Source organism: Betaproteobacteria bacterium (genome assembly GCA_016720925.1).
In the GTDB taxonomy this organism is placed as follows: domain Bacteria; phylum Pseudomonadota; class Gammaproteobacteria; order Burkholderiales; family Usitatibacteraceae; genus UKL13-2.
Genome location: JADKJR010000001.1, coordinates 574,741 through 594,519, shown reverse-complemented (window position 1 = coordinate 594,519; position 19,779 = coordinate 574,741). Strand labels below are relative to the sequence as shown.

At 58.5% G+C, this 19,779-nt stretch carries 17 protein-coding genes; 6 read left to right on the top strand and 11 right to left on the bottom strand.

Going from position 1 to position 19,779, the window contains the following annotated elements:
* Window positions 1-164: 164 nt before the first annotated feature.
* The 3 genes from IPP88_02910 to IPP88_02900 all read left to right on the top strand — a co-directional run bounded on the left by IPP88_02910 (window position 165) and on the right by IPP88_02900 (window position 1,674).
* Window positions 165-494: a BON domain-containing protein gene (locus IPP88_02910; protein MBL0121706.1), complete on the top strand. Its 330-nt coding sequence runs from the start codon at window positions 165-167 to the stop codon at window positions 492-494.
* Window positions 495-745: 251 nt separating this feature from the next.
* Window positions 746-1,123 (top strand): YXWGXW repeat-containing protein, encoded by a 378-nt coding sequence (locus IPP88_02905; GenBank protein ID MBL0121705.1) that lies wholly within the window; start codon window positions 746-748, stop codon window positions 1,121-1,123.
* Window positions 1,124-1,494: 371 nt separating this feature from the next.
* Window positions 1,495-1,674 (top strand): CsbD family protein, encoded by a 180-nt coding sequence (locus IPP88_02900; protein ID MBL0121704.1) that lies wholly within the window; start codon window positions 1,495-1,497, stop codon window positions 1,672-1,674.
* A 631-nt stretch (window positions 1,675-2,305) separates the two neighbouring features.
* Here IPP88_02900 and IPP88_02895 read toward each other — a convergent pair.
* From IPP88_02895 to IPP88_02880, 4 genes are all read right to left on the bottom strand, one after another.
* A complete protein-coding gene (locus tag IPP88_02895; protein MBL0121703.1) occupies window positions 2,306-2,845 on the bottom strand; it encodes a hypothetical protein in 540 nt (179 codons plus the stop codon).
* 329 nt (window positions 2,846-3,174) lie between these two features.
* Complete coding sequence (locus tag IPP88_02890; GenBank protein ID MBL0121702.1) at window positions 3,175-4,620, bottom strand: erythromycin esterase family protein; 1,446 nt, start codon at window positions 4,618-4,620, stop codon at window positions 3,175-3,177.
* Between the two features lie 56 nt (window positions 4,621-4,676).
* Window positions 4,677-5,183 (bottom strand): SRPBCC family protein, encoded by a 507-nt coding sequence (locus tag IPP88_02885; GenBank protein ID MBL0121701.1) that lies wholly within the window; start codon window positions 5,181-5,183, stop codon window positions 4,677-4,679.
* Entirely contained in the window at window positions 5,180-5,518 is a 339-nt protein-coding gene (locus IPP88_02880; protein MBL0121700.1) for a helix-turn-helix transcriptional regulator, read from the bottom strand. Before IPP88_02880 ends, IPP88_02885 begins: the two co-directional genes overlap by 4 nt.
* 468 nt (window positions 5,519-5,986) lie before the next feature.
* Between IPP88_02880 and IPP88_02875 the strand changes: the two genes are divergently transcribed.
* Complete coding sequence (locus tag IPP88_02875; protein ID MBL0121699.1) at window positions 5,987-6,148, top strand: hypothetical protein; 162 nt, start codon at window positions 5,987-5,989, stop codon at window positions 6,146-6,148.
* A 107-nt stretch (window positions 6,149-6,255) separates the two neighbouring features.
* Here IPP88_02875 and IPP88_02870 read toward each other — a convergent pair whose 3' ends face one another.
* From IPP88_02870 to pdxH, 3 genes are all read right to left on the bottom strand, one after another.
* Window positions 6,256-8,082: an ATP-binding cassette domain-containing protein gene (locus IPP88_02870; protein MBL0121698.1), complete on the bottom strand. Its 1,827-nt coding sequence runs from the start codon at window positions 8,080-8,082 to the stop codon at window positions 6,256-6,258.
* Between the two features lie 374 nt (window positions 8,083-8,456).
* Window positions 8,457-9,494 carry a porin gene (locus tag IPP88_02865; protein ID MBL0121697.1) on the bottom strand — a complete coding sequence of 346 codons (1,038 nt, stop codon included), beginning with the start codon at window positions 9,492-9,494 and terminating at the stop codon, window positions 8,457-8,459.
* Window positions 9,495-9,750: 256 nt separating this feature from the next.
* A complete protein-coding gene (gene pdxH / locus IPP88_02860; GenBank protein ID MBL0121696.1) occupies window positions 9,751-10,383 on the bottom strand; it encodes a pyridoxamine 5'-phosphate oxidase in 633 nt (210 codons plus the stop codon).
* Between the two features lie 631 nt (window positions 10,384-11,014).
* Between pdxH and IPP88_02855 the strand changes: the two genes are divergently transcribed.
* Window positions 11,015-11,272 carry a hypothetical protein gene (locus IPP88_02855; protein MBL0121695.1) on the top strand — a complete coding sequence of 86 codons (258 nt, stop codon included), beginning with the start codon at window positions 11,015-11,017 and terminating at the stop codon, window positions 11,270-11,272.
* Window positions 11,273-11,792: 520 nt separating this feature from the next.
* Window positions 11,793-13,031: a peptidylprolyl isomerase gene (locus IPP88_02850; protein ID MBL0121694.1), complete on the top strand. Its 1,239-nt coding sequence runs from the start codon at window positions 11,793-11,795 to the stop codon at window positions 13,029-13,031.
* 135 nt (window positions 13,032-13,166) lie between these two features.
* Here IPP88_02850 and IPP88_02845 read toward each other — a convergent pair whose 3' ends face one another.
* From IPP88_02845 to IPP88_02830, 4 genes are all read right to left on the bottom strand, one after another.
* The gene (locus IPP88_02845; GenBank protein ID MBL0121693.1) at window positions 13,167-14,237 is read right to left on the bottom strand and encodes an aldo/keto reductase; all 1,071 of its coding nucleotides are present in this window, start codon (window positions 14,235-14,237) and stop codon (window positions 13,167-13,169) included.
* Window positions 14,238-14,422: 185 nt separating this feature from the next.
* Window positions 14,423-16,249 carry an ABC transporter ATP-binding protein gene (locus tag IPP88_02840; protein MBL0121692.1) on the bottom strand — a complete coding sequence of 609 codons (1,827 nt, stop codon included), beginning with the start codon at window positions 16,247-16,249 and terminating at the stop codon, window positions 14,423-14,425.
* Window positions 16,250-16,491: 242 nt separating this feature from the next.
* Window positions 16,492-17,757, bottom strand: a complete 1,266-nt coding sequence (locus IPP88_02835; GenBank protein ID MBL0121691.1) for an AAA family ATPase — start codon at window positions 17,755-17,757, stop codon at window positions 16,492-16,494.
* A 318-nt stretch (window positions 17,758-18,075) separates the two neighbouring features.
* Window positions 18,076-19,734, bottom strand: coding sequence for a mechanosensitive ion channel (locus IPP88_02830; GenBank protein ID MBL0121690.1), 1,659 nt, complete (start codon window positions 19,732-19,734; stop codon window positions 18,076-18,078).
* Window positions 19,735-19,779: the final 45 nt, after the last annotated feature.

The following is a 19,779-nucleotide window of genomic DNA, read 5'->3' as shown; positions in this document are numbered from 1 at the left end:
CAGAGAATGCCTCCTGAGACAAATTGCCGGCAGAACCACCTGGCTTTCTTGTGTCCGGTGTTGTCATAGGCGAAGGCTGCTCGGGGAACCCGATCGCACGACGCATCCGCAAAGATGTTGCAACAACTTCATCAACCCACCATCCCCAAAACCAGGACAAAACCATGAACATCAAACTTGTTGCAACAATAGTCGCAGCCAGCGCGTTGATGCTGCCGATTTCGGGCTATACCGCTGACACGGACGCCAACCGTACTTCGCCGAAGACGTTCGTCAAGGATTCAGTCATCACGGCGAAGATAAAAGCCGAGCTGGCTGAGGAAAAAGTATCGAGCCTGGTGCGTATCAGTGTTGATACGACCGACAAGGGCGCGGTCACGCTGAGCGGTAACGCAAAGAGCCAGGCGGCAGCAGATAAAGCTGTCTCGATCGCGCGCGCTGTGAAAGGTGTTACCTCAGTTGAGAGCAGCATCAAAATCGTCGCAGACAAGTAATTCGCCGGGATTCGATTGCGGTCAGTATTGGCGGGCAACGTTGACTTTCAACGCGCCCGACCGATGCCGGCTGTTGCATCGATTCGGCGATGACGCTATGTGCGTTGCCGTACTGACGACGCGGGAAGGCGAGAATACTATTCTCATTCCAGTATCAGCATGGCATACCCGCGCTCGGGACGATGTAAAAATGCCAGCCACACTGGAGGCTCGCGCAACAGCCTGGGCCGACATGAAGGAGACTGAATATCATGAAATTCCGCAAATCACTGCTCACAGTACTGATTGCCTCGTCACTGGGAAGCATTTCCCTCTCGCCGCCCGCGCTTGCCGACGTCGAAATTTTCCTGAGAACGCCACCACCTGCAGCGCGACATGAAGTCACTCCCGCGCCTCGCCGTGGCTACGTCTGGGTCCCGGGCTATTGGGACGCCAACCGCGGCAAGCACACGTGGAAAAAAGGTCATTGGGAGCGCCAGCGCGCCGGCTTTCACTTTGTCGAGCCACGCTGGATCGAACGGAATAACGGCTGGGCCCTTGAACGTGGCCGCTGGAACCGCGGTGATCGTGATGGTGACGGCGTACCGAATAGCCGCGACAGGCAACCGGATAATCCGAACCGTCGGTAGGCGCCAAACTGGAAGGGCCCCGCCCGATATTCTTTCCGACAGTTTGCTGGCGGCAGGTATCGAGTGAGGCTCTTGTTGCCCGTATTTCTTCCGCGTTTATCTTCCGATATCCGATCACTGATGCAGTGCTGGCGCGGGCTCGCTTCGCGGAGGGCAGACACAGGTTACGTCACCCGGATGCATGAGCCATCCACCGGCCGACGACTTTTCGATTGATGCATTTCAAAAGATCATACTGCTTTTAGCCGCTTTTGTACGCTGCCGTACCGACACGGTATCAGACGGCGAGCACGATGATCATGGCTGACGGCAAGTGCAATGCCGGATGTCAATATTTCTATCCTAAACAACGCGAAGGAAATATCATGAAATTGAATAAAGACCAAATCCAGGGCCGGCAAAAGGAAGCGGCGGGAAAGATCAAGGAAGTCGTCGGCAAGATAGTCGGGGACAAGGAAATAGAAGCAAAAGGTATCGTAAAAAATACCGTCGGCAAGGCTCAGGCGAGCTACGGTGACTTAAAAGCCAAGGTCAAGAAGGCAGTGAGCTAAGCGGCCACATCGTCGATCACACCATCGATTTCACGTCCTCAATCACCTTCATCCGCGCAATCGAACCAGGCCAATTTGCATATTGCCGAAATCAGTGTGGGGTTGGTCGTTGGTGTTGGGGGATTTTTTTGCTGAGGCTCGACATCGCCGGCGTATCGCGCGAAACGCGCCGTCAGGCAGTGAAGCGCATCCCTGACACGGGCCTTCGTGAAAATATTGCTTCAACGTGCCCGTGTATAGGGGTTCTTGGTCAGCTTGATATGAACGCGGCCCGCCACGATTCGTGGCCCACGTTTATCCGCGCCACGCATCCGCATGGTCGTAACGATTTTTTGTGCTCACTCAAATCCACTTCAACTGGAGAGTGTCATGACACAACCCAATAAAGATCTCAAACCAACAGACAAGACGCCCACACCGCCCCCATCGGAGGGCGTTGACAAGCAAGCACAAAGGGAAAAAGCGGAGTCAAAGGAGGTCGCTGGCAGGCATAAAAATGATGGGCAAAAGGGGCACAAGGGCAGGAGGTAGCCCGCTCCTTGCGCCGTTCGGCGCGCCAGACAATCTGAAACGCTTTTCAGTTGCAAGTGATTCCTGGATTTAGCGGACTCGAATGTGAGCGCGGGCACGCTCAGATGAAGCCTGTTCGCGCGTCATACATGAACGCCGGAGAAGTCTCTGCCACCAATGCATCGCCGGTTTCGTCAGACTCCAACAGCCACCGGTACGTGGCCTTAACTTTGTGCGTGCTCATTTCAAGGCAAAGGCGTTCACTTCCGCCGCCGCCCAATAGCGCGATTTCCCACACATAGGGCCGCGATATGGTTACTGCCGCGTGTGCCTGCCTCGTCAAAGAAAGTATCTGCACACCGGTCCGCCAGAGGCTCTCGAAGCGTACGACAATTGTTTGCGCGGTTCTGGAAATCACCGGCGTGCCATGACGATTTAGATAGAAAGCGTGAAATACGTCTTCCACGGCAATGCCGGTGAGTTCAATTTCAACACCACGTGCCAGTTTTTCATTCGAAATCAGGATATCAAACGCCAGCTGTTCGCAATTGGGCCGTTTTTGTGTATCCGCTGGGGGCGCGGACGCGTTGCGTCCGTCAGTTAAGCGATGGTCACTCTTCCGCCTTCGTGATGTGTCACTCGATTGGTCACTCACGATCATGCACGGCCCCGCTGACATTGGTAGTGGAAGCAATCGGGGACGGAAACGATGGTGCGCTCCACGTGGCTGCTGATGCGATCATCAGCGTGGCCGTCAAGGCAATGGGATAGTTGATAATGTTGGTGCTCGTTGTAAGCTAACGACACCATATTTACCTACCCGGCGTGCGCGCACCATCAGCGTTGCACGGAAACACTCGTAGGAAGCGCGGCAAAAACGCACCACTGAATGTCCGACAGCGTGGCAATCAGGGGAACAGGCAATGTTGTGGCCAAGCATCCTGCAGGAAGTCCACAACTTGCCCTTTGCGGCGAAATGGGGTCGATCCGCTATCTGCGGGACAATCTTGGCAGAACCTGAGTGTGATCGATGTGCACAATCGCGTCGAACAAGCCCGTCACGTGTCCGCGATAGTAGTGTTCGCTGCGCTCCAGTCTTGGTGCATATACGACGCCGATAGCGCGTAGCGGAAAGTTGTCATCCAGAGATCTCGGCGCTCCCGCAGTTGAAAACACGAGCAGGAACCGCGGCAGCCGCACGCGTCCAAAAATCGCCGGCAGACTTTCCCAAGCCGGGCGCCGCAGGTTGTACACCCGATCGGCCTCACCCCATGCGGGCGCCGCACGTACCAACCCGAGCCGCGTCGTGAAGCCAACCAGTACGGTCTCATCGGCATGGCGTTCGCGTATCAGTTGCCCGACGCTCCAATAGCCGCTGCGCACGCCGCGATCCGACGCACGCGCATCGCCGACGTGTGTGTTATGCGCCCACACCACGACTTTGGCGGGCGCGCCTCCCTGGCTGTCCAGGCGCTTGAGGACAGCATCAATCACATCGGCCATGTGCAGATCGCGAACGTTCCATGAATTCGCGCCGGGCGTAACCTGCGCGCGCGAGTAGGCCTCGGCGGCGCGCATCGCTTGCGCATTCTGCATCACCGAAAACCATTCGGCGTCGTTGGCACCAATGTTCGCATCTGCCTCGGTCGCGGCGCGCGCCCGCAGCGCAGCGAGTGCATCTGCCGCGCCGGGTTCGCAAGAGACGCCTTCGGAATTTTGCAGCGCCTTGCCATAGCGATCACCATCGAAATCAAAACGCTCGAGGCAGGCGTAGTGTTCGCGCACACGTGCAGCCTCGGTGGGATCAACACGCGCCAGCGTGGCCAGGAGCCTGTGGGCGGAGGACGCCATGCCCTGCGCGTCCATTCCGTATACGCCCACGGGACGCGCTCCGCCCCCGACCGTCTGATTGTAAGCGCGCAGCCATGCGACCAGATCGCGAAACGGCACGTTTCGCCACATCCAGTCCGGGAATCGCGTGTGACCTGATAGCGCAATCTCGGCTGACTCGTCCCCTGCCTCGCCGCGAACGTAACGATTCACACGCTCGCTGGGTGCCCAGTCCGATTCGATGACGACACCATTGAAGCCCTTCTCTTCGATCAGGCGCATGGTGATGCGGGCGCGCTCACGGTAGAACTCCAGCGACCCATGCGTATCCTCGCCCAACATCACCACACGCGCGTCGCCCACTCTTTGCATCAGCGCGTCGTAATCGTCCGCGGCGCCACGGATCGGCTGCGCCGCGCGTTGAATTGCCGCCGATGTCGCCGAAACACCAATTGGCTTGGGCGCGAGCGACCCTTCGGCTGACGGGCGCGAATCTTCAGCATGTGCGACAGCAGTAACGCTGAGCGTGACCCACAGCCCGACCCACAGACAGGTCACGCCGAACAGCTCACGCGTCCGGCCAGGAATACCCCTATTCACGTCCACGAGTGCGCCGCTGGGTGCGCATTTGGCTACGCCGTTTCATTTTCCAATTCTGCCAGTCAAGCCGCTCGCGGTTTCTTCATGTACGCAACAAGCTGGTCGAGCGCCGTTCCCCAGCCATCATGGAAGCCCATCTCTTCGTGCTTCTTGCGGCCATCTTCTTCCCGATGCATGACGAGCGCGGTGTACTTCGTGCCATCGCCTTGTGACTCAAGTGTCAAGACTGCCGTGAAAAAAAGCTCCCCACAATCAGTCGCCGTGGCGGCGGGCCGGAATCCGGGCATAAGCGCATTGGTCCAGACCAGCTTCTGATTCTTGATGACTTCCAGATAGCAACCGGCGTTCGGAAACTCCTGACCGTCGGGTGAGCGCATGGTCGTGCGAAAAATACCGCCCGGCCGAAGGTCAATTTCGCAATCCACCGTTTGCCACGGAGCGGGCGTGAACCAATGCTTGAGGTGCTCTGGCTCGGTCCATGCAGCCCAGACAAGCGCAGGCGAAATTCCAACGATGCGTTCAAGCATAAGGTCGAGCTTTGGATCGAATGGATGATTCAGGGGCTTCATGGTGTTTTCCCTTTCATTTTCCGGAGATAGCCGTCCAATTGGTCGAGACGGGTTTCCCAGCTTGCGCGCCGCGAAACCAGCCAATGTTCGGCTGCCTGTAGCGTTTGTGGTGATAACTGGTATGTCCGTACGCGACCGGCCTTTTCGGAGCTCACCAGGCCGCAACCTTCCAACACATTCAGATGCTGCGTGAATGACGGCAGCGCCATATCGAACGGTTGCGCTAACTCAGTGACCGGTGCGGGACCAACGCTCAGACGTTCGAGAACAGCGCGGCGCGTCGGGTCCGCCAGCGCACTAAAGACACGATCGAGCTGGAAGGTTTGTTCAGGCATGTGACCGAATATAATCCGCCTCAATGCTTAGGTCAATACCTAAGTATTGGCCTTTAGTGACGATGTGGTCGCGCACTACTACCCGCCTTCCGACGCAGCGAAATTCCTTTTCATCGTTTGGGCAACATGAACGAACCTGAAGCTCTGTCAAGGAACGCACTGAGCGTTGGATCAAGCCAAGAATATTTCAAAACTCACGCACTGGCGCGGCTTCCCGGCAATAATCACCCGGAAACACCCGTGGATACTAGACTTTTGTTCATTTCCCCAAGAAATCTCGGCTACCCGCCAATTTTTCGAGCTAACGAGCCCATCGCGGGCTATCCAGCCGCCAAGCGAACCCGCGATGGGCAGCTGGACAACCCGCACGAATTTTGTAGCCGTTTTCCTACAAAAGTGTCAGCCGCGGGCCTATAAGCAGCGCCCGGCGCGCGGCGGAATATATGCGTGTGGACTTTGAAAGACACCATGAACAACGCCACTTTTGAGTTTCATGAAGCGCACCCGCCAGATCCGTTAGACCTTCGCTGGGACCAGCTTGATGAGGTCACCGGCATCATGTGGGGATCGCTGGTCGGTGGCACCATTTGGCTGATGGCCCTCGCGTTGGTATTGCTCGCCCAAGGCTAGATCTTCCGCGATCACCTGTGCTCGTATGGGTCGCGTCAGTGGCTATTGGGTATAGTCGTTACGAGCATCCAATATTCGCCCGAGCTGGTGGCGGCCGGCCTAAACGGTCATCCGCCATGAAACTGTAACGCCGCAAGATTGGCGTAAATACCGCCCTGTGCGACCAGCGATGCATGGGTGCCGGTTTCGACCAAGCGGCCTTCGTCGAGCACGATTATGCGATTGGCCTTCTGCACGGTGGCGAGGCGGTGCGCGATGACCAGCGTGGTGCGTCCGGCCATTGCGGCTTCCAGCGCTCCTTGCACGAGGCGCTCCGACTCTGCATCCAGCGCGCTGGTCGCTTCGTCCAGCAGTAACAGCGGCGGATTTTTCAGGAGTGCGCGAGCGATGGCGATTCGCTGGCGCTGGCCGCCTGACAGCCGCACGCCGCGCTCGCCCAGGAAAGATTGATAACCGTCCGGCAGCTTTTCGATAAACTCATGCGCCGCCGCCATTTTCGCGACAGCGATGACTTCCTCGTCCGTGGCATCGACGCGGCCATAACGGATATTCGCCATTGCATCTGCTGCAAAGATCACCGTGTCCTGCGGCACAATGCCAATCGCATCGCGCAGCACATGCAAATCGAGATCGCGGATCTCGACGCCATCGAGGAGGATACGGCCGTGCTGCGGGTCATAGAAACGCAGCAGCAACTGGAACAGCGTGGTCTTGCCGGCACCCGACGGCCCAACGACGGCGACGGTCTCGCCAGGCTCTATATTAAATGTGAGATGCGTGAGCGATGCCGACTGCGGACGTGACGGGTAGTTAAACGTGACATCCTGCAAGGCGAGCGATGCACCGGCTTGTGTGCGTGGCGGCAAGGCAATCGGTTTGTCCGGGGACTGGATGGGCGAGCGTTCCGCCATCAACTCCATCAGGCGCTCGGTGGCGCCGGCAGCCCGTTGCGCTTCACCTAGTGTCTCGGCGAGCGCGCCGACCGCACCGGCAACGAGCGCGGAATAGAGGATGAACTGGCCGAGTTCGCCGCCCGTCATGTTTCCCTGCATGACGGCATGCGCGCCCAGCCAAAGCACGAACACAATCGCGCCGAACACCAGCACAATAGCCAGCACGGTCAGAAATGATCGCGCGCGGATGCGGCGGATGGCGGTGGTAAACGCGCGCTCAACCGAGGAGCTGAAGCGGTCCGCCTCGATTTTCTCGTGCGTGTAGGCCTGCACTGTTGGCATGGCATTGAGAATTTCCCCCGCCACGGCGGAAGCGTCGGCGATGCGGTCCTGCGAATCGCGCGACAGGGTGCGCACGCGGCGGCCGTAGACGATGATCGGCACGATCACCGCGAACAGCAGCACGATGATGATCGACGACAGCTTCACGCTGGTGAAAAACATCATGCCGAGGCCGCCCACGAACAAAAGCGTGTTACGTAGTGCGAGGGAAATACTGGTACCAACAACCGACTGGATGAGCGTGGTATCCGCTGTGAGCCGGGAAAGCACTTCGCCACTGCGCGTGACTTCAAAAAACTGCGGGCTTTGCGTGACGACATGCCGATAGACCGCGCTGCGAATATCGGCCGTCACCCGCTCGCCCAGCCACGAAACAGCATAGAAGCGCGCGGCCGTCGAAACCGCGAGCATGGTGGCCACGCCAAACAGGGCAAGGAAAGTGAGGTCGATGTTTTCCGTGCTCTTCGCGCCCGCCGCGCCGAAGCCCAGGTCGATCATCTGCTTGAATGCGTACGGAATCGCCAGCGTGGCCCCCGCCGCGATCAGTAGCGCAATGCCCGCCAGCATGAATTGACGCTTGTAAGGGGCGAGGAACGGCAGCAGGCCACGCAGGGTGGCGAGGCTACTCTTCTTTTGTGCTTCAGACGGACTGGTTGCGCGGGAAGAGTTTGCGGCGTTGGCGTTGGCGGTAGCGGACATTGATTGTTTTTCGAGGAGTGATTGGAACGTTTGGCCACGCATCAGCGCAGTTTCTTGCCGAGGCTATGTACATGGTACCAACGATGGGAAGGCAGGCAGAACGGCACACAATCGCAATCCAAAGCGCGCGCAATCTCTATTAACTGGGGGCATATCGAAGACAGACAAGCCCCGCGAAATTCGTGCGCCACTTTTTTCCACGGGCGCAGCTATTCGACCCAATCCGCGATTCCCTTTGGTATGGCGCGGTGACGCTGGGGTTATAGCCAAACTCGCTGAAAATTGGTGGCCGCTTGATTCAAAGGTGCGGAAGCAAAAAAAGGGCCCGCAGGGGGCCCTTTGCTATGGTGATATTGCGCGACCGCCGTGGGAAATCAGAACGTGTGACGGAAGCCAACGGCAAACCCGCGAGGATCCTGGCCGGCGCCAATCGTAAGCGGGCTTGTGCCGAAGTTGCACAAGTTGCCGACGTCGTTGTCAATCTTTGTGTAGTCAGAGACAAAAGCGGTTCGCTTGGAGAAGTCGTAACGATAGCCAATTCCCACCAAATCGCATTTTGGTTGCACTGCGGTCATGACGCCGCCATTCCGGGAATTTTGCACCGACGCCAATAACACGTGCTTCCCGAACGCCCAATCCAGGCCGACCATATAGCTCCTTTGCGTCTCGGTCCCGGTTCGCTTGTAACGCCCGGTTTGTCCCGACAATTTCAGGCCGCCAAATTTGTAGTACGCGGATATCGCATTGCCCGTCTCATTGACGCCGGCGACAGTTGTGGCACCGTTCTGGTCCTTGTGTTTTTCCCACGCGTAGGCCACGTAGAGCGCACCGGCGGCGTAGGTCAGCGAGGCGCCAGTCAGCGATGGATTGACCGTCGCCGTCTTTCCTTCATTGGCAGAGTAATGCGCCCGGAACGATAGCCCGCCAAGATTAGGCGACCAGTATTGAACGACATTGTTTTCTCGACGCGAAAAGTTGCCCTGGTTGAGAGCGGCCGCGGTTATGTCCGACGCGGCGGTATCGCCGAAGGGATCAATCACGGCCGCGTGTACCACTTTGAAAGGCGTATCCCAGCGTCCGAGCAAAACGCTGCCCCAGGCACCAGTCAGCCCAACGCCGCTGTTGCGTGACGCAAACGTGCCGCCGCCAGCGTCGGGAGCCGTCGCGGATTCAATCTGGAAAAATGCTTTCAGGCCGCCACCCAAGTCTTCGGTGCCGCGAAATCCGACCAGCGAGACTCGGTCCGTCACCCGACTTCGTGAGCTCACCGGCGCCGCGCCGCCATTCGCGCTAACCGACTCCGCCACGGCATAAATCCGACCGTACAGCGTGACCGGATTGGCGCTTTGCGCCAACGCTGACGCACTCGCGCAAATACATGCGATGGCAAGTAACAGTTGTTTTGCTTGCATGCCGACTCTCCCTATTGTTGAATACGTTCAAGTATCGCTTCCCGGTTTTTCGTTGTAAAGCTCAACGTGCAGATACGCGCGCCGGCGCGGCGGTTTGGACGTGAATCAGCAAGGCTTGAATAGCCCGTGGAAGGCTGCATTCGCAATCCGTCGCTGACGATCATCTCTTGCCGACCACACGCATTCCTTACAGCCGTCGACGCGGGCGTGAAGAAGGAACATCGGCAATCCCGGCGCAGGTATGCGCCAACCCGATTCATGGCGCCAGGCGTCCCGTGTGCCACGCGCCGTTATCCAGCCGGTAGACGATTCGATCGTGCAGGCGGCTCGGGCGGCCCTGCCAAAACTCGAATCGATCCGGCAACAGCCGGTAGCCGCCCCAGTGGGGTGGACGCGGCGGCCTCAGCAGGAACTTCGCCGCAAACTCCGCCGCGCGCGCAACCAATATGGCGCGGCTGGAAATGATTTCGCTCTGCGGCGATGCCCACGCGCCGATGCGTGAATCGAGCGGACGGGTGTCGAAGTAGGCATCGCTTTCGGCGTCGCTCACTTTTTCAACGCGACCTTCAATGCGTACCACGCGCTCCAGTTCCACCCAGTGAAATTGGAGCGCCGCGAAAGGATTATTCGCCAATTCGCGGCCCTTGCGGCTTTGGTAGTTGGTAAACCACACCGGTCCGCGTTCGTCGATACCTTTGAGCAGCACTACGCGCGTGGAAGGACGGCCATCCGCACCTACCGTAGCCACGGTCATTGCGGTGGGCTCCGGGAGTTGTCCGGCGATTGCTTCATTCAGCCATAGGTCAAACTGGCTGAAGGGTGAATGTGCAATTTCGCTCTCGGACAGCGAGGCGGATTTGTAGTCTTTGCGAATGTCGGTGATGTTCATGTTCGATCATTGTAAATCGGGGCAAGTGAATCTGCCGACACGCATAAGTATTCTCACCTGCCTCATCTAGCCGTGCACAGCGTGTTCGCGCCCACGTTGTTTGGATGGCTTCATCCATTGCACGCCCGGTGCGGCTGACGGCTGTTTGGACCCGCTCTTGAACTGTCACACCACGCTTTTTGACGATTGCGTTGCGCAGCGCCTGTCTCAAGAGAAACTGGCTGGCAAAGTGCGTGAACGCAGGTAATTTCGTCGACGAATGCGGCTCAATCAATTTCCGATTGACGCACTTTGGAGCCTGATGCAAGCCTGACCGATGTATCCACGATCGCCGTTTCGCGCGCAATGCTCGCTTCCGCACAGACGGGCCACGGCACTCCAAGCATGCTCCTCACAAACTCGTATTCTTGCTCCCCTTTGCCCTCCTTTGCCGACCCACAACACGCCCGCAACCAGAAACCAAACATGAAAACCCAGAACAAGGCATATCCCCTCAAACATCTCATCGTGATGACGGCAAAGGACACTCGATCTCGACGCGTCGAAGATCGCGCTGAAATTGCTCTCGACCGACCCGGACTTCAATGTACGTTGCGAAGTGCTTTTGGATTTGCGAGACGTCGAATGTTTCATGTCGGAGTTCGAACTCTTTGAACTTGCCAAGCACATGACCTTCCCGGATCTGGCATTACCGACCCTGAAGAGAATAGCGTTGCTGGTCGATGGTCAAGTGGCATTCAATCACGCACATTTTCTCGAGTTGTGCACGCAGAGCAGAGGCCTCAACGTTCACGCATTTGAGGACTATGAAACGGCGAACGAATGGCTGAACGCGGAACTCCCGCAGGATCCCAAGGGCATCGGCTCCACGCCAGAGGCACCATCATGACTTTCAGTGGGGTCGCCGCTCCGTAGGGCGACAGAACCCCATTCGTTTTTCCTGGGCAATCAACTGTCGCGCCACGGTAACTCGCCGCTGCCTGGTGTTCGCTTTCCAGTTGTCTGCATCCATGCAGGCGTAAGTGAAGGGCCGTGTCCGGATGAATCAGGCGCCGCTTTGAGGCGCCCCTCAAGAACGTCTTCCGCGCGGTCCTACACCAAGTGCGCTGCCACTCTGACGCGCTTATCCACTGCACGCCTGATGCGGCAAGGCGTCATCGCCAGTATGTTCGAGATTGGACAATACGGGCAGGCAGGAAAGCGGCAAACACCGGCGCTTAACCACTGCGGCAACATGCCAACGCAATACCGTCACGGTGGCCCGAAACTGCGCACTTTCAGGCATCAGACCAACAGATCAACCGAGGAAAACAATGTTTTCAATTCGCCTAAACAGTGCATTTCAATTAAAGCTGGCAACGTGCATCATTCTTGCTCTCCCTGCGGCGGTACATGCCACGACGGTAAGTATGGCAACACCGCTTGGTGCCATCGACGTTACCCTGTATGACAACACCGCGCCTGGCACGGTGGCCAACTTCCTGAATTACGTAAACAGCGGCAAGTACAACAACTCCTTCATTCATCGTAGCGTGCCGGGTTTTATCATTCAAGGCGGCGGTTACGTTTGGAATGATGCCAGCGGCAACATGAGCAGCATTGCGGTAAACGCACCGATCGCCAATGAATTCAGCGCCAGCCGGTCAAACCGGCGTGGCACCATCGCGATGGCGAAGTTCAGCGGAGAACCCAATAGCGCGACGTCACAATGGTTCATAAATCTGGCTGACAATGGATCCTCGCTTGATGGACAAAATGGCGGATTTACTGTTTTCGGCGAAGTCAGCGCCAGCAGCATGGCCACTGTCGACGCCATCGCGCACCTGCCCATTGGCAATGCCGGCGGTACGTTCAGTGAGTTGCCATTGGTCAGCATGCCCGCCAATGGAATGATCCAAAAAGCAAATCTCGTCATGGTCAGCACCGCGGCGGCGGTGGCGAATAGCTACCAGGGTCTGTGGTGGAATGCCAATGAGTCGGGATGGGGAATGAGCATTACGCAGCATGGCAACATGATTTTCAGTGCGCTGTACACGTATGACGAAGCGGGTCAAGCCACATGGTATGTGATTCCCAATTGCCCGATTGCGGGCGCCAGTTGCACCGGTGACATATACAAGGTACTAGGAGGGACGCCACCGGCGTTGCCATGGAATGGATCAACCAAGAACGTTACCAAGGCAGGTACCGGTACGTTGACTTTCGCGAGCACCAGCGCTGGCGCATTCACCTACACGATCAATAATATTGCGGGCGCAAAGGCAATCACTCAACAAGTATTTGCGACCGGGGCAATCGCACCTGCAGTCGATTACACGGACCTGTGGTGGAACGCCGGCGAGTCAGGCTGGGGAATCTCCCTTACCCAACAATTCGGCATCATTTTCGCCGCCTGGTATACCTACGATGCGACTGGCAAGCCGGTCTGGTACGTCGTGCCCAATTGCCCGTTCATCGGCACAGGTTGCACGGGGCCAATATACAAGACGGCCGGCGGCGAGCCCATCACCGCCGCCTGGAATGGCACCGATCCGGCAACCATCGCCGGCAATATGACGTTCGCCTTCACCGATGCAACCAACGGAACCATGAATTACACACTTGACGGGCTGACATCTAGCCGAGTAATTGCGCGCCAGATGTATTGAAAACCTGTCGCCCGCGAAGGTAAACTCAAGCACTGGCGGGGCCTTTCGGGCATGAAGTGCCGGAAACCCCCGCGGAAGCTGGGTTCCCCAAGCCAAAACGTGTTGCGGGCAACCGCGCTCCTTCAGCATTGACACCTACTTTGACACCGCCGCCCGCAGCGTCTGTGCCCGGCGGATGATCCCGTTGTAGGCCTTGCCAGGGTAAGGCAGCGTTTCATGCAGCTTGTCGAATCCGGGAATGGTTTCCATGTGGCGCAGCATGCGGTTGCGCAGGTCTTTGTCGGGCAGCGCTCCCTTCAACGCGCTGATGTTCTCCGTCTCATGGTCGGGATTGCTGGTGGCCGGTATAGCGACGGTGATTGCCGGGTGGGAGATCACCCACTTCAGGAAATACTGCGCCCAGTTGGTGATGCCAAGCTCCCTCGCGAAGTCGGGCAGCGTACGGCCCTCCACGAGCTTGAACAGGCGCGCCTTTTCAAACGGCATGTTCACGAGCACGGCGGTGCCCTTGTCCATCGCCGCGGGCAGGATACGCTCCTCAGCGAGACGAGTCTGGATGGAATAGTGCACCTGGACGAAATCGAGTCCGCCGCGCTCAACAACCTGCGCGAGCGCGCCGAAATAGGGCAACTCGTGATGCGTGGCACCAACGTATCGAACGCGCCCCTCGCGCTTCCAGTTCTGCAACATCGGCAGCATCTGGTCGACATTCACCAGGCTGTGGACCTGCAACACATCCAGCTTCTCGCGCCACAATCGCTGCTGGGATTGGTCGAAGCTGCGTTGCGCGTGGCTCTCGTCCGCAAGATATTCACCGGTCGACCAGATCTTGTTGGTGATAAACAGTTTGTCGGTAATGCCGAGCGCTGCGGCGAAATCGCCGACGCTGATCTCTCCCGTGCCGTAGAGAGGTGACGTATCAACCACGCGCCCGCCGCCCTCGTAAAAGCGTTTGATTACCTCGCGAATGTTGTCGCGCGGCTTGCCCGGGAGTACGTCGAAAGTCAGATACGTACCCAGCCCGATGGCAGGTAGCACCTCGCCAGTGCGCGGAATCTTGCGGGTGATGATGTCCGTGGATTGCGCGTGTGCATTGCCGATGGCAAAAGGCAATGTCGGCAAGCTTGCGGCAGCGGCACCGAATGTGGCTGTCCTGATGAAATCGCGGCGTGCAAACGAGGCGGGCAACGGGGGTTGGCGATTCATGGCGTCTCAAGTTCGTCACAAATGAAAAGGGTCAATTCAGTCCGGGAAAGATCGCGGTGGCGTGCAGACCGCGCCGCATATGGATGAATGATGCCACGACCGCTTCTCGCGCGCGAGTATGCGATAGTCCTAACGCTTTCAAACCGGATCCGTAAAGAAAACAGCGATGCGGGAATCGTCGCGCGTCAATGCGCTAAGGATTTCTGAACGCTTCTACCGATCCCCCGCACCTCGCCCTCATCGAGCACATCGCCCAAGAAACCGCCACTCTGGTGCGCCCACAGCCGCGCATAGATTCCATCGAGTGCCAGCAGGCTCCGATGATCACCCTCTTCCACTATTCGACCTTCGTCGAGCACGATGAGCCGATCCATCGCCGCGATGGTGGAGAGTCGATGCGCAATTGCGACCACGGTTTTGCCTTCCATCAGCTTGTACAGGCTTGCCTGGATCGCCGCCTCGACTTCGGAATCGAGCGCGCTGGTGGCTTCGTCGAGCAGCAAAATTGGCGCGTCCTTCAATTTCACGCGCGCGATCGCGATACGTTGGCGTTGCCCGCCGGAGAGCTTCACGCCGCGCTCACCGACGTGAGCGTCGTAGCCGTGGCGGCCGGCGGGGTCGGTGAGTTGCAAAATGAACTCATGGGCTTCGGCACGTTTGGCCGCGGCAATCATGTCGCCCTCACTCGCGTCGGGGCGGCCATAGACTATGTTTTCGCGCACCGAGCGGTGTAGTAGCGACGTATCCTGCGTCACCATGCCGACATTGGTACGCAGGCTGTCCTGCGTCACATGCGCAATGTCCTGCCCGTCGATCAGGATGCGCCCCTCGCGGATATCGTAGAAGCGCAGCAGCAGGTTGACGATGGTGGATTTACCCGCGCCGGATCTTCCCACGAGACCGATTTTCTCGCCGGCGCGAATGGTGAGATTCAGGCTGTCGATGACTTTCTTGCTGCCGCCCCCGTTCGCGCTTGTTCTGGCGCCATACGCGAAGCTCATGTTGTCGAAACGAATTTCGCCATGCGAGACCACCAGCGCTTTCGCGTCGGCCACATCAACGACGGTGTGCGGCCGCGCGAGAATCGTCATGCCATCGCGCACGGTGCCGATGTGTTCAAACAAGGCGGCGAATTCCCACATGATCCAGTGCGAAATGCCGTTCAACCGCAACGCCATCGCCGTGGCGGCAGCCACCGCACCTACGCCGACCTTGCCCTGCGTCCACAGCCAGAGCGTCACGCCGGCGGTCGACGCAATCAGCAACACGCTGAGGATCTGGTTCACGACTTCAAAGGCGGTGATCATGCGCCACTGACGGTACACCGTCTTCATGAATTCCTGCATGGCCGCACGCACGTAGCCGGCTTCGCGATTGGTATGCGAAAACAGTTTCACGGTCGCGATGTTGGTGTAGGCATCGGTGATGCGCCCCGTCATCAGCGAGCGCGCATCCGCCTGCTCTTGCGCAACCTTGCCCAGGCGCGGGACGAAGTGGCGGATGGCCAATGCATACAGTGCCAGCCACACCGCGAATGGCGTCACGATCCATAGATCGAAGTTGCCGACAATCAGGACCATCGTCCCGAAATAGATGGCGACAAACACCAGGATGTCGGCGACGATCATCCACACGTCGCGCACCGCGAGCGCGGTTTGCATCACCTTGGTGGCGACCCGGCCGGCAAATTCGTCCTGATAAAAACTCAGGCTCTGCGAAAGCATCAGCCGGTGAAATTTCCAGCGCAAGCGCATCGGGAAATTGCCCGCCATCGCCTGATGTTTCAGCAGCGCCTGCAACCCGACGACCAGCGGGCTCGCGATGAGAATTCCCCCGAGCAAGACGAGATTGCCGCGCTGGGATGTCCATAGCGCGGCGGGCTCCGTCTTGCCGAGCCAATCCACCACCTGTCCCAGCATGCTGAACAGGAACGCCTCGAACACGCCGATGGCGGCCGTGCACAGCGTCATGAACAGCAAATACGGGCGCAGGCCCTCCGATGCCGCCCACATGAACGCGAGAAACGTATTCGGCGTCGGCGCGGGTGCGCCGTCCGGATACGGATTGACGAGTTTTTCGAAGTAGGAGAATACAGATCGCACAGGACGGTCCGACTGAATTTGAATCGCTATTCTACGAACTAATTCGATCGCTTTACCGGGGATGCACGCGTCCCTCCTTCACGCCATCCAATCGGCGGCATAACGTCCAAGGCGAAATGCCATTGCTGATTTGATGAATGTGCCAATGGCTCCTACGCGGCCTTCAGCACCTTCACTTCGCGTTCGCGGCTTTTGAAATGTTCGATCGCCTCATCCACCGAAACCGCTTTGAGCAGCGCCTCCTGCACCTGCGCCGGCGACCAGCAATTCGGCGCGACAGTGTCGGCAAAGCGGGCGATAGCCGCCGGGTCGTCGTGGAATTTGGCGAACATTCTTTCAAGCTGGCTGCGATCGCACAGGCCCAATTCAAGGCGAACATCCACGCGCCCGGAGCGGATGGCCGCTTCATCGATAAGGTGCGGGTGATTGGTCGTCAGGAACACCACCGAGCCCTCATGCGCGGCCACGCCGTCGAGCGCATTGATGAAGCCCGAGTAAGAAATGCGCACTTGCGCGTCGGCCTTGGTGCGGGCGGTGAAAAACGCATCGACATCCTCGATCAAAATCAATGATCGTCGCGGCACACTGGCGAGCAGGTTGCCGATCCTTTCATCCGTCACATTGGGCGAGGCCAGGCTCAGCGCGCAAACGTTTAGAGAAAGCTCCGAGGCGAGCGCCGTGACCAGCGAGGTCTTGCCGGTACCGGGAGGGCCATACAAAAGATACCCGCGCCGCCACGGGATACCGAGTCCGTCATAACGATCACGTGAGGAGAAAAAGCGCTCCAGGTCGGCGAGGATTGCCTCTTTCTGGCCCGCCTTCAGCACAACCGAATCAAGCCGGCGATTATTGCCCAGTCGCGCACGCGTCCAGTCGTTGCCGTAGGCGCTGGCCACGTAAATGGCAATGCGATTGACTTCACGTTCGATGCGATGCTCCATCGCCGCGTTGACCAGCGCCTCCAGCGGCTTCTTGTCGCGCCCAAGCGTGGAGAGCTTGATTTTCTCGATTACCGACATACCGACCTGCACTTCGCGGTGCATCCACATCAGGCGGCCATCCAGAAGGAACAGATGAAAGCCCTCGCCGGGCGAAAACAGCGGCCGTGGCCTGCCGCCTTGCTGCAATTCGTCATGCAGGCTCTGGAAGGTAGTCTCCTGCTGGCGCATGCTCTTCACGGTGAAATTATTGATGCGTCTGAACACCTCGCGCGTATCCATGTACTCGACCAGTGCGGGAAACAGCAACTCCTCGCGACTATCGATGGTGAGCGTGGTCACGAAGAAATGCCGCGCCCAGCCCATGGCGCGGGCCGGCAGCTCACGCATCCACATCATGCCCATGCCCAGGACGGCAAGCACGATGCCACCCGACACCAGTTGGTTCGTCGCGAACGCGGTCTGCAAAGATTCGAACATCTTCCGTCTCCCAATGGGCCCGAATCGGGCCGCCGGTCTCTAACGCGGGAGGGGGCTGCAGGATGACATAGCGCGTTGTGCAGACGCCAACGTCTGCACAACGGGTCGACGGATAGTCGAGCGGCCTTCCGGCCGAAACGTCCGGTACGCCGCGCCGATACTGGCGTTTAGCCTATATGGCACTGATCATCCCGTGACACCGATGCCGCATGTAAAAAAACTGCACGCAATTGCAAACCAGCGTAACTAGTGTCGCGACTTACCAATTTGGCGCTGGAAACGACCGCGATCTGTCTCCGAATACTCGTTTGTCCCCGGCTAAGGGGCTGTTCTTTTCGCCGGCGCCGCATACCAGTTCGACTCCGGCACGATCTTCGGTTTTTCCGGGTCGTCGTAGTAGTTGGGGGACATGATCTGCACGCCATACCTATTGAATACGTCCTGAATGGACGCGTGGAGATCGCTCGCGACTTTCGCCCGTATGGATGGTTTTTCTGCGCCGACATAAACGACAAGCCGGTAAGCAACATACGAATCCGACAGCGCGGTTTGCACGACATAGGGTTCAGGATCGCGCCCAATTTCCGCGATGGGTTTTGCCGCTTCGAGCAACATGGCGTGCACTTGCCGCCACGGCGTGTCGTAGCCAATCGTGATGGTCGTATCCAGTACAAAACCGGCTCCCTTGGTCACGCGGGAGAAATTCCGTGTCACATTGCCCAGTACCAGCGCATTGGGCAGCGCAATTTCTTCGCCGAGACCCGTGCGCAAGCGGGTCACAAACAAACCTAGCTCCGTCACCGTACCTTCGCATTCCTGTATGCGCACATACTCGCCCAGCGACAGCGCGCGGGTGTACACCAGAATCACGCCGCTGGCGATTTGCCCCACGAGACCGGATGCGCCGATCGACACCATGATGCCGAGAATGACGGACAAACCCTTGAACGCTTCCGTTTGTGCGCCAGGCAAATACGGGTAAGCCATGGCGAGCGCAAACAACCAAATCGAGGCATTGGCGATGCGCCGGGTCGCGGGCGCGGTATGTGCATCGAGCATGCCCAGCCTGAGTTGGCCTGCCGCCACATGGTTGAACAACTCCGCGGATACCTGCGTGCAAATCCACGCGACGAGAAAAATAATGGCCGCGATAAACATGCCTGGAAGTGCTGCCGCCGCCGAATTCAGGCTCTGCAGCAGCAGGCTCGAAAAGGCGTGGAAGAGCCCTTCCCCCATCGCCCGCGTATGGGCAAACTGATCCAGGCAATAGGCGAGGAAAACAAAAAGCGCCAGCAGGCTAAGTAGCCAGGCAAGCAGCACGCAGGAACGCGAGGCAACGCCGAGAAAGATGGGGGACAGCTTCGATCCCAGGTCCCCACCGGAAATTGCCTCAACGCGTTGCGCCAGCCGGGTCGTCACGGCATCGCGGATCCTGCGGGAGACTTTCCAAATCGCGAACAGCGCAGCCACCAGCAACAATATCGCCAGGACGACTTTCATCACCGCGCCCAATGTGGCGCGCGGGTCGCGACGCTCGCGCGCCTCGCGCCATGCCGTCTGCAATACGTGCGATGCGGCATTGGCCAAATTCTCCGCGGTCTCTTCGGTAAGCTTTGGCACATCGCCCGGCACCACCGTGAACATGGGCTTTCCATCGAGTTCGACCATCACGCCCTGCTCCAGCGATTTCACCGAAGTCCAGCCCTCTCCGGCCTCCTCGAAGGCTTTCAATATTCGCTGCCGGGCGCCTTCGGCGCGATCGGCCGGCGAAAATGCGCCGAGCGGCGCGCGAAAGATGTGAATCGTGCGATTGCCGATGGACAACGGTACGTCGGCTTGAACGTCTGTTGCCGCTGTCGACGCGCATGATGCGCCGAGCATCATCAATGTAATCGCCCGCACAAACACGCATGCCGCCAGCCCGGCACGGGACCTGAACAACCCGCCTGAATGAACACGCGATTTTTGACGATTCATCAATTCCATGTAGTTGCTTTCAAAACGATGCAGTCAAGTTTGCAG